Source organism: Streptomyces sp. NBC_00659, from assembly GCF_036226925.1.
In the GTDB taxonomy this organism is placed as follows: domain Bacteria; phylum Actinomycetota; class Actinomycetes; order Streptomycetales; family Streptomycetaceae; genus Streptomyces.
In genome coordinates this window covers 3,395,283-3,408,508 of the sequence record NZ_CP109031.1, presented here as the reverse complement: position 1 = coordinate 3,408,508, position 13,226 = coordinate 3,395,283, and the positions used below count along the sequence as shown (strand labels likewise).

The 13,226-nt window shown below is 72.0% G+C and carries 10 protein-coding genes; 5 read left to right on the top strand and 5 right to left on the bottom strand.

Annotated features, from left to right (window positions below; translation table 11 throughout):
- Positions 1-28: 28 nt before the first annotated feature.
- The 5 genes from OG410_RS14745 to OG410_RS14725 all read left to right on the top strand — a co-directional run bounded on the left by OG410_RS14745 (position 29) and on the right by OG410_RS14725 (position 6,483).
- Positions 29-724: a TerB family tellurite resistance protein gene (locus OG410_RS14745; protein WP_329299558.1), complete on the top strand. Its 696-nt coding sequence runs from the start codon at positions 29-31 to the stop codon at positions 722-724.
- A gap of 158 nt (positions 725-882) precedes the next feature.
- Positions 883-2,964 (top strand): MMPL family transporter, encoded by a 2,082-nt coding sequence (locus OG410_RS14740; RefSeq protein ID WP_329299557.1) that lies wholly within the window; start codon positions 883-885, stop codon positions 2,962-2,964.
- A 99-nt stretch (positions 2,965-3,063) separates the two neighbouring features.
- Positions 3,064-4,395, top strand: coding sequence for a sensor histidine kinase (locus OG410_RS14735; RefSeq protein WP_443063887.1), 1,332 nt, complete (start codon positions 3,064-3,066; stop codon positions 4,393-4,395).
- The gene (locus tag OG410_RS14730; protein ID WP_329299555.1) at positions 4,392-5,069 is read left to right on the top strand and encodes a response regulator transcription factor; all 678 of its coding nucleotides are present in this window, start codon (positions 4,392-4,394) and stop codon (positions 5,067-5,069) included. Before OG410_RS14735 ends, OG410_RS14730 begins: the two co-directional genes overlap by 4 nt.
- Before the next feature lie 187 nt (positions 5,070-5,256).
- Complete coding sequence (locus tag OG410_RS14725) at positions 5,257-6,483, top strand: sialidase family protein (protein WP_329299554.1); 1,227 nt, start codon at positions 5,257-5,259, stop codon at positions 6,481-6,483.
- Positions 6,484-6,506: 23 nt separating this feature from the next.
- Here the strand turns inward: OG410_RS14725 and OG410_RS14720 are convergent, their stop codons facing one another.
- From OG410_RS14720 to OG410_RS14700, 5 genes are read right to left on the bottom strand one after another with little or no spacing between them, the layout of a single operon-like run.
- Positions 6,507-7,442: a dihydrodipicolinate synthase family protein gene (locus tag OG410_RS14720; protein WP_329299553.1), complete on the bottom strand. Its 936-nt coding sequence runs from the start codon at positions 7,440-7,442 to the stop codon at positions 6,507-6,509.
- Positions 7,442-8,542 carry an ABC transporter ATP-binding protein gene (locus OG410_RS14715; RefSeq protein ID WP_329299552.1) on the bottom strand — a complete coding sequence of 367 codons (1,101 nt, stop codon included), beginning with the start codon at positions 8,540-8,542 and terminating at the stop codon, positions 7,442-7,444. Before OG410_RS14715 ends, OG410_RS14720 begins: the two co-directional genes overlap by 1 nt.
- Positions 8,543-8,591: 49 nt before the next feature.
- The gene (locus OG410_RS14710; protein WP_329299551.1) at positions 8,592-10,568 is read right to left on the bottom strand and encodes a dipeptide/oligopeptide/nickel ABC transporter permease/ATP-binding protein; all 1,977 of its coding nucleotides are present in this window, start codon (positions 10,566-10,568) and stop codon (positions 8,592-8,594) included.
- Positions 10,568-11,527, bottom strand: coding sequence for an ABC transporter permease (locus tag OG410_RS14705; RefSeq protein ID WP_329299550.1), 960 nt, complete (start codon positions 11,525-11,527; stop codon positions 10,568-10,570). The genes OG410_RS14710 and OG410_RS14705 overlap by 1 nt, the downstream gene beginning before the upstream one ends.
- 19 nt (positions 11,528-11,546) lie before the next feature.
- Positions 11,547-13,175, bottom strand: coding sequence for an ABC transporter substrate-binding protein (locus tag OG410_RS14700; RefSeq protein ID WP_329299549.1), 1,629 nt, complete (start codon positions 13,173-13,175; stop codon positions 11,547-11,549).
- Between the last annotated feature and the right edge of the window lie 51 nt (positions 13,176-13,226).

Sequence of the window (13,226 nt, the reverse complement as noted above, 5' to 3'; positions counted from 1 at the left end):
TTGCCGTGGCGTTACGGAGGTGTGCGACGTGCTGCCAGGATGGGGACGAAACGGTCGTGCAGTTCAGGTTCCCCGCATCCTGGGCACCCGTACGGCGTGGAGCACCGTCGGCGACGGGGAGTTCTTCTGCCCCGGCTGCGGGGGCGACCGCAACTATCAGCGGCTCACCGGCCGGCGCCGCTTCACCCTTCTGGGTGTCCCCGTCCTCCCGCGCGGCGAGACGGGGCCCGTAGTCGAGTGCGCGGCCTGCAGCAGCCACTACGGCGCCGACGTCCTCGACCACCCCACCACCACCCGCTTCTCCGCGATGCTCCGCGACGCCGTCCACACCGTCGCCCTCGCGGTCCTCGCGGCGGGCGGCGGCTGCGCCCGCGCGTCCCTGGAGACCGCCGCCGCGACCGTCCGCTCGGCCGGCTTCGACGACTGCACCGAGGACCAGCTCGGCGCCCTCGTCGACGCCCTCGCCGCCGACACGGGCCGCTTCTTCGGCGAGCCCTGCGGAGCGAGCCTGGCCATAGAGCTCCACGAGGCCCTGGACCCGCTGGCCCCGCACCTCGCCCCGGCCGGCCGCGAGGCCATCCTCCTCCAGGGCGCCCGCATCGCCCTCGCCGACGGCCCCTACACCCCCGCCGAACGGGACGTCCTCGCCACCGTCGGCGCGGCCCTGACGATCTGCTCGGACGACGTGACCCGCCTCCTGGCAACGGCGCGGACACCGTCGTAGACGCCCTCCGCCGCACTACTCCCCAGGGAGTAACGACAGCCCCGGCACACCCGGCGCAGTAGGGCCCGGCTCGGTCCTTCGAGCGACGAAAGGGATCTCCCGGTCCGGAAGTCTGGAACACGGAAAACAGACAACCGGAGCGAAGGGAGGCCCTGTCCATGGGGGCTGGGGAGACAAGTACGCGGTCACGCCGACGCGCCGTGCCGTGGGCGGTGCTCGCGCTGTGGATCGGGCTGCTGGCCGTGGTCGGCCCGTTCGCGGCGAAGCTGTCGGACGTGCAGCACGACCGTGCCGTCGACTATCTGCCGTCGAGCGCCGACTCCACCCGGGTCGCGAAGACCGAGGACCGGCTGCCCGGCGGCGAGACCACCGAGCTGGTGCTCGTCTACCACCGCGACGGGGGGCTCCGTCCGGCCGACCGGGACACCGCGGCCCGCCAGGTCGCCGCGATCACCCGGGCGAACCCGCTCACCGGCACCCCTCGTGCCGTGCCGTCCGACGACGGCAGCACCCTGATGTACCCGGTCGCCAGCACCGCGCCCGGCACCGACGAGAAGAAGCGCGACGCGTTCGTGAACGACGTCCGCGACGTGGCCCGGCCGACGGACGGGATGAACGTCGTCGTCGGCGGTCCCGGCGCCCTGGCCACCGACGCGGGCGAGGTGTACGACTCGCTCGGCGGACCGCTGCTCTACACCACCGTCGCCGTGGTGGCGATCCTGCTGATCCTCATCTACCGCAGCCCGCTGCTGTGGCTCGTACCGCTCGCCGTCGCCGGCGTCGCCGACTATCTGTCGATGGGCGTCGCCTACGGACTCCACCAGGCGTTCGGCACCAGCGTCTCCGGCCAGAGCTCGGGCGTGATGACGATCCTCGTCTTCGGCGCCGGAACCGACTACGCCCTGCTGATCATCTCCCGCTACCGGGAGGAACTGCGGCGCGTGGAACGGCCCTACGACGCCATGAAGGAGGCCCTGCGCGGCTGCGGGCCCGCCGTGCTCGCCTCCTCCGGCACGGTCGCCGCCGGACTGCTGTGCCTGCTCGCGGCCGACCTCAACAGCAGCCGGGGCATGGGCCCGACGGGCACCGTCGGGGTGCTCTGCGCCCTCGTCGCCATGCTGACCCTGCTGCCCGCCGTACTCGTCCTGCTCGGGCGCCGGGTGTTCTGGCCGCTCGTTCCCGTCCACGGCGCCGAGCCCAGGCAGCGGCGGAGCCTGTTCGCCGCGATGGGGTCCTCGGCCGGACGCAGGCCGCTCGTCGTCCTGGCGAGCGGAGCGGCCCTGCTCGGGGCGCTCGCCCTCGGCACCCTGAACCTGCCGGGACCGCTCAAGCAGCAGGACTCCTTCGCCCACCGGCCCGACTCGGTCACCGCCATGGAGACGCTCGCCCGCGCCTACCCGGGGCGGGGCACCCAGCCGATCACCGTGATCACCCCGACCGGACGGGCGGACACGACGCTGTCCGCCACCCGCGGGCACGCCGGTGTCGCGAGCGCCGAACGCGGACGCAGCGGCGGAGGCTGGACGGAGATCTCCGTCATCGCGCGCGGCGCCCCGCAGTCGGCGGCCGAGACCGCCACGATCAAGTCCCTGCGGGCGGACCTCCGCGGATCGTACGTCGGCGGCCCGAGCGCCGAGCAGATCGACCTCCAGGACACCAACGCCCGCGACCGGCTCGTCGTCGTCCCGATCGTGCTCGTCTCGGTGCTGCTGATCCTGGTCCTGCTGCTGCGCTCGCTCGTGGCGCCGCTGCTGCTCGTCGCCGCCGTCATCGCGGTGTGGGGAGCGGCACTCGGCATCGGCGGCCTCGTCTTCGGCCCGCTGTTCGGGTTCGATGGCACCGATCCCGGCCTCGGCCTGCTGTCCTTCGTGTTCCTGGTCGCCCTCGGCGTCGACTACGGAATCTTCCTCATGCACCGGATGCGGGAGGAATCCCTCTCCGGAGCCGAACCGGCCGCCGCCGCGCTCACCGCGCTGCGCACCACCGGGGGCGTGATCGCCTCGGCCGGCCTCGTCCTCGCGGCCACCTTCGCGGTGCTCACCAACATGGGGCTCCTCCAGCTCGTCGAGCTCGGCTTCGTCATCTCGGTCGGCGTACTGCTGGACACCTTCCTCGTCCGTACGTACCTGGTGACCAGCGCGAGCGTGGCGCTGGGGCGGAAGATGTGGTGGCCGGGCGGCCTCTCGCGCGAGCCGGACACCGAGGCGGCCGGGAAGCAGGAGCCCGTCGCCGTAGGCTGAGCGGTCCGGCAGCCCCCTGCGCAGACAACGGACATCGGGCGCCCCTCTCTCCCGGAGGGGCGCCCCCTCACGGAGGACGAAGCGGTGGACGTCAAACGCATGCTGCACCTCACCGGCTTCGGACACCGGGGGAACGTCGACCCGGCGCGGGTCCTGCGCCAGGACGCGTTCCTCGCCGGTGTGCTGCTGATCGCCGATGTCACCGTGGCGCTCACCGTGCCCATGGACGGCCGGCGACCGGACGCGCTCGGCTGGACCCTGCTGATCGCCGCGCACGTCGCGGTGGTCTGGCGGCGGCGCGCCCCGCTCGCCGCGTTCCTCGCGCTCGTCGCCTGCGTAGGGCCGTACCACGCGCTCGACTTCGACCACGAAGCGCCGCTGCTCGTCTCGATGACCGCGCTGTTCACCGTCGCCGTCACGGGGCGCCCGCTGCGTTCCCTGGTCATCGGCGCCGGTGTCATCGGCATCATGCTCGCGGTCAAGTTCGGGCAGGGCGCCTCCGAGGGTGCCGAGGCGCTGCGCATCACCGGCTGGATCGTCGCGTTGATCGTGCTCGGTGTTTACGTCCGGGTGCACGGTCAGTACTTCGCCTCGGTCGTCGAACGCGCCGAGCGGGCCGAGCGCACCCGGGAGGAGGAGGCCCGCCGCCGGGTCGCCGAGGAACGCCTGCGCATCGCCCGGGACCTGCACGACCTGCTCGCCCACAGCATCACCCTGATCGGCGTGCAGACCTCCGTCGCCGCGCACGTCCTGGCCGCCGACCCCGACCGCCTCGACCGCAAGGCCGTCGCCGAAGCCCTCGACGACATCTCCGAGACCTGCCGGAGCGCGCGCGGCGAACTGCGGTCCACGCTGGAGGTGCTGCGCGACTCCGAGCACGGCGGCAGCGACGGGCGGGGGCCCCTGCCCGGCCTCGACGGGGTACCCGATCTGGTGGCGGCGGCCCGTTCGGCGGGCGCCAGGGTGGAGACGCCGACCGCGCTACGGGCGGACGGCGTTCCCTCCGCCGTGGGCGCCGCCGCCTACCGCATCGTCCAGGAAGCGCTGACCAACGCGGTACGGCACGCGGGTCCCGGGGTGGGCGTCCGGGTGGACCTGAGCACGGACGGCTGGGCCCTGCGCGTGACGGTCACGGACGACGGCATCGGCGACGCGGGCGGCCCGCCCGGCTTCGGCCTGGTGGGGATGCGGGAGCGGGCCCGCAGTGTGGGCGGCACCGTGGAGACCGGGACGCGGGAGGAAGGCGGATTCGCGGTGGTGGCGGTACTGCCCTTGGGTACGACGGTGCCGGAGCAGCGGACGGCGGCGGACAGCGAGGACCGGCTCGGAGCGCCGGGCGCTTCCGAGGACGTACGGGATGCCGATGACGTACGCGGCTCCGGACTCGATTCCGTAGCCGTGTCCGAGCCCGGAAGGGGCGAGCCCCGATGACCATCCGCGTGATCCTCGCCGATGACCAGAACCTCGTGCGGGCCGCGTTCGCCATGCTCGTGGAGTCGGCGCGGGACATGGAGGTGGTCGGGCAGGCGGCCACCGGGCGGCAGGCCGTCGAGCTGGCGCGCAGCGAGCGGGCCGACCTGATCGTGATGGACATCCGTATGCCCGACCTGGACGGCATCGAGGCGACCCGGCTCATCGCGGCCGACGAGAGCCTGGCCGGAGTCAGGGTGCTCGTCCTCACCACGTACGACACCGACGAGCACATCGTGGAGGCGCTGCGCGCGGGCGCCTCCGGCTTCCTGGTCAAGGACACCCGGCCCGCCGAACTCCTCGACGCGATCCGCACGGTGGCCGCCGGGGACGCGCTGCTCTCTCCGGGCCCCACCGCCCGCCTGGTCGCCCGTTTCCTGCGCACCCCCTCGGTCCCCGCGCTCGCGGTGGGCGGCCCCGAGGGACTCTCCGAGCGCGAGCGCGAGGTGCTCACCCTGGTCGCGCGAGGCCTCAACAACACCGAGATCGCGGCGGTGTTGGGGCTCAGTCCGCTCACCGCGAAGACCCATGTCAGCCGCATCATGGGCAAGCTCGGCGCCCGCGACCGGACCCAGCTCGTCATCGTGGCGTACGAGTCGGGCCTGGTGGCCCCGGGAGACACCGGCCGCACCTGACCCGGCGGGGGCCGCCCACAGCGTGGTGCGACGAACTGACGTCACCTCAGCATGCCGTGAGAACACGGGTATTGCCGCGGCTCCCGGGGCACATTAGGTTCACCGGGACATCCCACGTCCCATGTTCCATGTTCCATCTCCGATGCAGTCGACGCAGTCATGCAGTCGACGTAGTCCAGGGAGTGTCATGGCCAGCATGAGCCGCATGGTCGCGTTCGCCGCCACCGGACTCCTCACCACCCTCACGACGCTCACGACCCTCACCGCCACCGGCGGCACCGCCTCGGCCGCGCCCCTGGCCGGCGGGGTCTGCACCTCCTCCGTCCCGTACACCGCGGGCCAGGACGGCTACGACACGTACCGCATCCCGGCGACCGTCACGACCAGGGCCGGTACGCTGCTCGCCTTCGCCGAGGGGCGGCACAGCGGCGCCGGTGACACGGGGAACATCGATGTCGTCCTCAGGCGTTCGTTCGACAGCGGCTGCACCTGGAGCCCGCTCCAGGTCGTCGCGTCGGGCGGCGGCGACACCCGGGGCAACCCCGCGCCGGTGGTGGACCGCCGGACCGGCCGGATCGTCCTGCTCACGTCCTACAACAGCGGTGCGGTGACCGAGGCGCAGATCATGCGCGGCGAGGTCACGGCGGAGCAGAGCCGACGCGTCTTCGTCCAGACCAGCCGGGACGACGGGCGGCACTTCACCGACCCGCGGGACATCACGGACCAGGCGAAGCTGCCGGACTGGCGCTGGTACGCCACCGGGCCCGGCCACGCGATCGCCCTGCGCCACGGACCCCACGCGGGGCGCCTGGTCGTGCCCGCCAACCACTCCGCCGCCCCGCCCGCCGGGTCCGCCGACACCGGCCAGGAGTCCAGGTACTACGGGGCGCACGCGCTCTACAGCGACGACGGCGGGCTCACCTGGCGGCTCGGCTTCGTCGACGACTCCTACGACGGGCTCGACAACGCCAACGAGAGCTCGGTGGCCGAACTCCCCGACGGACGGCTCTACTTCACCTCGCGCGACCAGAACGGCGCGAGTACCGGCAACCGCCTCGACTCCTACTCCAGCGACGGCGCCGAAACCCTGGACCGCCCCTTCGCCGTCCAGCCCGCCCTGGACGACGTCCCCGTCGTCCAGGGCAGTGTCCTCCAGTTGACCGGCCGCTTCGCCCCGCTCCTCTTCTCCGGTCCCTCCGTCCCCACCGTCCGCCAGTCCATGGCCGTCTGGCGCAGCACGACCGGCGGCGCGGCCTTCGTGAAGGCGACCACCCTGTCCACGCAGCGGGCCGCCTACTCGGACCTCGTCCAGCTCGGCGCCTTCCGGGTCGGCATCCTCTACGAGACGGGCGTCGCGGGACCGTACGAGACCATCGAGTTCCGGCGCCTGCCGGTGAGCGGACTGCTGGGGTAGTGCTGTCCGGCCCCGGACAGGTCCTAGAGGAGTCCCGCCGACGCCAGGTACTTCCCGACCCGCTCCACCTCGCCCTGCGACAGCGGCACCTGGGGTTCCGCCGTCGCGGGGCAGGCGATGACGCCCCGCAGGGACAGCGCGGCCTTGAAGGCGCCGAGGGCCGAGGAGCTGCCGCCCATCCGGGCCGGGTCGCCGACGCCCACCATGGCGAACAGCTCGCACAGCCGCTCCTGCTCCGCCCGCGCCCGCTGCCAGTCGCCCGCCGCGCACAGCTCGTACAGCCGTACGTAGCCCGCCGGGTCCACATTGGCCAGGCCGGGGACCACGCCGTCCGCACCCAGGGCCAGCGCCGAGTCGACGACCACCTCGGAGCCGGTGAGGGTGCTGAAGCCGTCGATACCGGGGTGCGTACGAGCGCCGGTGACGACCGTGCGGAAGGCGCCGAGGTCGCCGCTGGAGTCCTTGAGACCGGCCAGGACACCGTCGGCGGCGAGTCCGAGGACCAGTTCGGGGCTCAGCTTGGTGTGGACGGAGGCCGGCAGGTCGTACGCGAACACGGGGAGCGACGCGCGGGCGGCGACGAGGCGGAAGTGGCGGTCGACCTCCGCGGGATGGGTGCGGGTGTAGAAGGGGGCCGTGACGACGACCGCATCCGCGCCCGCGTCGCCAGCGGTGTGCGCGTGGTCCAGGACGCGCGGCGTCGTCATGTCGATCGCACCGGCCAGGACGGGGAGCTGACCGGCGACGTGCCCCGCCGCCGTCTCCACCACCAGCCTGCGCTGCGCGTCCGTCAGATAGGCCACCTCGGACGTCGAGCCGAGGACGAACAGACCGTGCACCCCGCCGTCCACCAGATGGTCGATCAGCCGGGTGAGCGACGGGACGTCCACCTCGCGGTCCGGTGTCAGGGGCGTGCAGACGGGCGGTACGACACCGGTCAGCGGGGCGGGGAAGGTCATCAAGGCTCCCTGATGTGCTGCTGGAACGGAACGTCGGCCAGGGCGGCGGCCTCCGCGGCGCCCTCGGCCTGCGCGACCAGGGCGCGCGTCGACCGGCCCTCCTCGACAGGATGGTGACACCGGAAGCGGTGGCCGGGCGCCGACGCGGCCGTGAACTCCGGCATCCGGGTCGCGCACTCCCCGTCCGCCTTCCAGCAGCGGGTACGGAACGGGCAGCCGCTCGGCGGGCGCGTCGCCGAGGGGACCGGCCCGGTCAGCGGAATCGGCTCGATCGGATCCAGCAGCCCCGGAGTCGCCGAGAACAGCGCCCGGGTGTACGGGTGACGGGAGCGGTCGGTGACCTCGTCGGCCGGGGACTCCTCCACGATCCGGCCGAGGTACATCGTGATCACCCGGTCGCTCATCCGGCGGACCGTCTGGATGTCGTGGGACACGAACACCAGGGCGAGGCCCAGGCGTTCCCTCAGATCGAGCAGGAGATTGAGGATCTGCGCGCGCACCGACACGTCCAGCGCGCTCGTCGGCTCGTCGGCCACCACCAGGCCGGGGTCCAGGGCCAGGGCGCGGGCGATCGCCACCCGCTGGCGCTGACCGCCGGAGAGCTGGCCGGGCAGGGCGTCCGCGAGCGCCCGGGGCAGGCCTACCAGGGACATCAGCTCCTTGACCCGTTCGGCCCGTTCGGCCGCCGTGCCGCGCCGGTGCACATCCAGCGGGTCGCGCAGGATCCGGCTCACGGGCAGCCGGCGGTTCAGGGCGGTCGAGGGATCCTGGAAGATCATGCCTGTGCTCGCGCCGACGGCCGTGCGCCGCTCGTCCGGCTTCATGGACCACAGGTCGCGGCCGCGGAAGGTCACCGTGCCGGAGGTCGGCCGCTGCACCCCCACCAGCACCTTCGCGAGCGTCGACTTGCCGCAGCCCGACTCGCCGACGACGCCGACCGTCTCGCCGGGCGCGACGGTGAGATCGGCGCCCGTCAGCGCGTACACCCGGTCCCGGGTGAACACACCGCCGCTGCGCGCCTTGTGGACGACATGCGCGTCGGTGAGCCGGACGATCGCGTCCGTCCGGCGGTCCCCGGCCTCCCGCACCGGCGCGGTCATGTGACGGCCTCGGTCGCCGTCGGCGGAATCCTCACGTCGGGCGGAATCCTCACGTCACGGCCTCGCTCTCCGCGGTCACCAGGTCGACGGCCGGGTGGTGGCAGGCCGCCGTGTGCGTGTGCGTGCCGACGAGGTCCGGCGCCGTAGTCCGGCACACGTCGTCCGCCATCGGACACCGGTCGGCGAACCGGCAGCCGGCCGGGAAGTCGGCGGGGGAGGGGACGACCCCCTTGATCTGCGTCATGCGCTCGGCCGCCGACTCCAGGGACAGGACGCTGCCGAGCAGGCCGCGCGTGTAGTGGTGGGCCGGGGACTCCACCAGGTCCGCCGTCACCCCCGTCTCCACGATCTGGCCGCCGTACATCACGACCACCCGGTCGGTGACCGCCGAGATCAGCGCGAGGTCGTGCGAGACGAGGACCAGGGCGAAGTCCAGTTCCGCCCGCAGTCGCAGCAGCAGCTCCATGATCTGTGCCTGGACCGTCACGTCCAGGGCCGTCGTCGGTTCGTCCGCGACGATCAGCGCGGGCTCGCGGGACAACGCCATCGCGATCAGGACGCGCTGGCGCTGTCCTCCGGAGAGTTCGTGGGGGTAACTGCGCAGGGTCCGCTCGGGATCGAGGCCGACCAGGGCGAGCAGTTCGGCCGCCGTGCGCCTGCCGCCGCGCCGTATCACCTGCTTGAGCTGTGCCCTGATCGTCATCGCCGGGTTCAGGGACGACAGCGCGTCCTGGTAGACCATCGCCATCTCGTGGCCCAGCAGCCGGCGCCGGACCCGCATGGGCTCGCCGACCAACTGCCGCTGACGGAACCGGACCTGGCCGCGCACCCGGGCGCCCTTCGGTTCCAGGCCCATCACCGTCAGGGCCGTCAGCGACTTCCCGCAGCCCGACTCGCCCACCAGGCCCAGGACTTCGCCGGGATACACCTCGAAGCTGATGCCGTCGACGATGTCCACCCCGCCGTGCCGTTCGTCGAAGCCGATGGCCAGCCGCTCGACGGCGAGAACGGGCTGCCCGTCCGTGACCGGCGGGCGGGCCCGGGCGCGCAGCCGGGCCGCGGCCTGTGCCAGTCCCGGCAGTTCGACGACCGTGCCGCTGCCCGGCTCCGGGGCTTCCAGCCGGTCCTCGGCGGGAGGTACGGACACCTCGCGGGCGGCCGGCGCGGCCCACGCGTCGGAGACACCCTCGGAGAGGATGTTCAGCGACAGCACGGTGACCAGCATCAGCAGGCCGGGGAAGACGGTGGCCCACCAGCCGCCGGTCAGCACCATGTTCTTGCCGTCGGCGATGACACTGCCCCAGGACGGGTCCGGGGGCCGCACGCCCGCGCCGATGAACGACAGCGAGGCCTCGAACACGATGGCCTCGGCGACCTGAACGGTGCAGAACACCAGGACCGGGGCCGCGCAGTTGACGGCCACGTGCCGCAGCACGATGTGCGGGGTGCGGGCGCCGATCACCTGCTCGGCGGTGACGTAGTCCTCGCCGTACTGGTCGAGGACGTTCGCCCGCACGACCCGGGCGACGGGCGGGGTGAACAGGAACGCGATCGCGCAGATCAGTACGGTGATGCCGCCGCCGAACACGGCGACGAGAACGGCGGCGAGCGCGATGCCGGGGAACGCCATCACCACGTCCAGACAGCGCATCAGCGTCTCGTCGACCGCCTTCCGCGAGGTCGCGGCGAGGGCACCGAGCAGTGCTCCCACGACCAGGGCCAGGGCGGTGGCGCCGAGACCGATGGCCAGGGACCAGCGCGCCCCGTACATCAGCCGGCTGAGGATGTCCCGGCCGAGGCTGTCCTGCCCCATCCAGTGGTCCGCCGAGGGATGCCCGGTGCCGTCCGCCTGCGGTTGCTGGTCGAGCGGGTCGTGCGGGGCGAGCAGCGGGGCGAACACCGCCACCACGAGCACCACGGCCAGGAAGCCGACCGCGATCCTCGACAGCGGCGGCAGCCTGCGCCAGCCCCGCAGCCGGACGCCGGGCCGGGCGAGGGCCCCCGCGAGATCCTTCCGCGTGAACATCAGGTCGCCTCCCTCAGCCGTGGGTTGACCAGCAGATACAGGATGTCGATGACGAGGTTCACGACCACGAAGCCGATGGCCGTGGTCAGCACGACGCCCTGCACGACGGCCGGGTCCCCGTTCTGCACGGCGTCGATCATCAGCTTGCCCATGCCGGGCAGCGAGAAGATCGTCTCGATGACGACCGCGCCGCCCAGCAGATAGCCCACGCGCAGGCCCAGCACGGTGAGCGGGTTCATCAGGGCGTTGCGCAGGACGTTGCGGCCGACGACCACCCGGGGCGGCAGCCCGCTGCCGATCGCGGTGCGCACGTAGTCCTTGTCGAGCTCCTCGACCACGGACGTCCGGACGATCCGGGTGAGCTGGGCCGCGACCGGCAGGGAGAGCGCGAGCGCGGGCAGTGCCATGGTCTTCAGCCAGCCGGTCAGCGAGTCGGCCGGGTTGATGTAGCCGCCGGTCGGGAACCAGCCCTGGTCGACGGCGAGGTACTGGATCATCAGCAGGGCCAGCCAGAAGCCCGGTGCGGCGACCCCGGTCAGGGACACCACCCGGATGATCTGGTCGGGCAGCCGGTCGCGGTGGATCGCGGCCGTGACCCCGCCGAGGAGCGCCAGCACCACCGCGATGCCGAGCCCCAGGAAGGTGAGCTGGAGCGTGAGCGGCAGCGCGGTGGTGACCTGTTCGACGACCGGCGCCCTGGTCAGCGCGCTGGTGCCCATGTCGCCGTGCAGCAGGTCACCCACGAAGTCGAAGTAGCGCACGGGCAGGGGGTCGAGCAGTCCGTTGCGTTCCCTGAAGTCGTGGAGCTGCTGCGGGGTCGGGTTGGCGCCCTGGAAGAACGCGGACGCCGGGTCGACGTCCGAGAACCGCATCACCAGGAAGACGAACAGGACGATCCCGAGCATCAGCGGCACGAGCAGCGCGACGCGGCGCAGCAGGATCCTGACGATGGCGACCACGTACGAACTCCCTTGTCGCCTAGACCCACTTGGCTTGCAGCAGGTTGATGCCCGGATAGGGCTGAGGCCTTATCCCCGCGAGCCGGCGCGGATTCCACGCCGTCATCAGCTCGTTGTGCACGACCGGGTAGAGCACGGCCTGTTCGGCGACGACGTCGATGTAGTCCTGGATCATCGCCTTCTTCCTGTCGGCGTCCGGTTCCTGGGTCGCCCGGTCCATGTCCTTGAAGAGCTGCTTGGCGACCGGGTCACCGGCCCAGCGGGCGTAGCCCATCCAGAGGTTCTGGGGGCCGTAGTTGTAGTGCATGATCAGGTCGGCGTCGAGGCCGAACTGGTTGGGGTTCGAGGCGGCGGCGACGACCTGGTAGTCCTGCTTCTGGTCCATCTTGGTGAACACGGCCGTGGTCTCCTGCGGGGCCAGCGTCGTCTGCACGCCGATCGCGTCCCAGGACGCCTTGACGGTCGGCAGGCAGTCGACGATCCAGCTCACGTTCACCGACAGGATCTCGATCTTCAGCCCCTTGACCCCGGCCTCCTTCAGGAGCTTCTTCGCCTTCTCCGGGTCGTAGGCGTAGACGGTCTTCGCCGGCCGGTAGGAGGGGTTGGCCTCGTTGAGGAAGGAACTCGACGGCTTCCCGTGCCCCTTGAGCGCGACCTCGACCATCTTGTCGGTGTCGATGGCGTAGCGCAGCGCCTGCCGGACGCGCACGTCGTCGAACGGCTTGTGCCGGGTGTTGAACATCAGGAACAGGTTGTTCATGCCGGCGCCGCCCTGGACGGTCATGCCGCCCTCGCGGAGCCGCGTGATGTTGGCGTACGGGACGTTGTCGGCGATCTGGGCCCCGGCGCTCGCCCCGGAGATCTTCGCGACGCGGGGCGCGGCGTCCACTATGGTCAGCCAGTTCATCTTCTTGAACGCGGGCTTGCGGGGCCCGTTGTAGGCGGCGAACGCCTCGAAGGTCGTGTTGGACTTCGGGTGGTGCGCGGTCTGCCGGTACGGTCCCGAACCGATCGCCTTGCCCTTGATCGCGTCGTCCCAGGCGCCCGGCTGCGAGAAGACGTGCTTGGGCATGATCTTCGCCAGGGTGAGCCGGGAGACCCCTTCCGGGAAGGGGAACTTGAGGACCAGCTCGACGTTCTGCGCGTCGATCCTGCGGACTTCCTTCAGCCAGCTCGCGAAGAAGCCCTTGGCGAGCGTCTGGGTCTTCGGATCGAGGATCCGGTCGAAGACGAAGACCACGTCGTCGGCGGTGACGGGCTTCCCGTCGTGGAACGTGGCACCGGCGCGCAGCGTGAACTTCCAGGACGTGCCGGTGAGGTCGGCGGGTACCTGGGTGGCGAGCGCGGCGTAGGGCTCGCGGGAGATCGGGTCGGTGTCGAGCAGGCCTTCGTAGATGTGGTTGTTGGCGGCCATGCAGAAGGCCGACGCGGTCTGCGTCGGATCCCAGCTTCCGTCGTTCCCGTAGCCGATCACGGCCGTCAGGGTGGCGTTCTGTCCGCCGCCCGAGCCGCCGGTGTCGTTCGTGGACTCCGGCCCCGACGAGCAGGCGGACAGGGACGAGGAGAGGGCGGCGGCCGCGCCCAGGGCCCCGGTGTACTTCAGGAACGACCGGCGGTGCGGCGCCGGAGTGCGGTTCACGTCGCGCACGGTTCCTCCAGCAAGGAGTGGTCCAGTTGAGCGGTCCGGTGAGGCGGTGGA

Excerpts from the sequence above, each read along its gene's own strand:
- OG410_RS14725 (WP_329299554.1), top strand. The coding sequence starts at position 5,257 with ATGGCCAGCATGAGCCGCATGGTCGCGTTCGCCGCCACCGGACTCCTC.
- OG410_RS14735 (WP_443063887.1), top strand. The coding sequence starts at position 3,064 with ATGCTGCACCTCACCGGCTTCGGACACCGGGGGAACGTCGACCCGGCG.
- OG410_RS14710 (WP_329299551.1), bottom strand. The coding sequence starts at position 10,568 with ATGTTCACGCGGAAGGATCTCGCGGGGGCCCTCGCCCGGCCCGGCGTC.
- OG410_RS14720 (WP_329299553.1), bottom strand. The coding sequence starts at position 7,442 with ATGACCTTCCCCGCCCCGCTGACCGGTGTCGTACCGCCCGTCTGCACG.
- OG410_RS14730 (WP_329299555.1), top strand. The coding sequence starts at position 4,392 with ATGACCATCCGCGTGATCCTCGCCGATGACCAGAACCTCGTGCGGGCC.
- OG410_RS14715 (WP_329299552.1), bottom strand. The coding sequence starts at position 8,542 with ATGACCGCGCCGGTGCGGGAGGCCGGGGACCGCCGGACGGACGCGATC.
- OG410_RS14740 (WP_329299557.1), top strand. The coding sequence starts at position 883 with ATGGGGGCTGGGGAGACAAGTACGCGGTCACGCCGACGCGCCGTGCCG.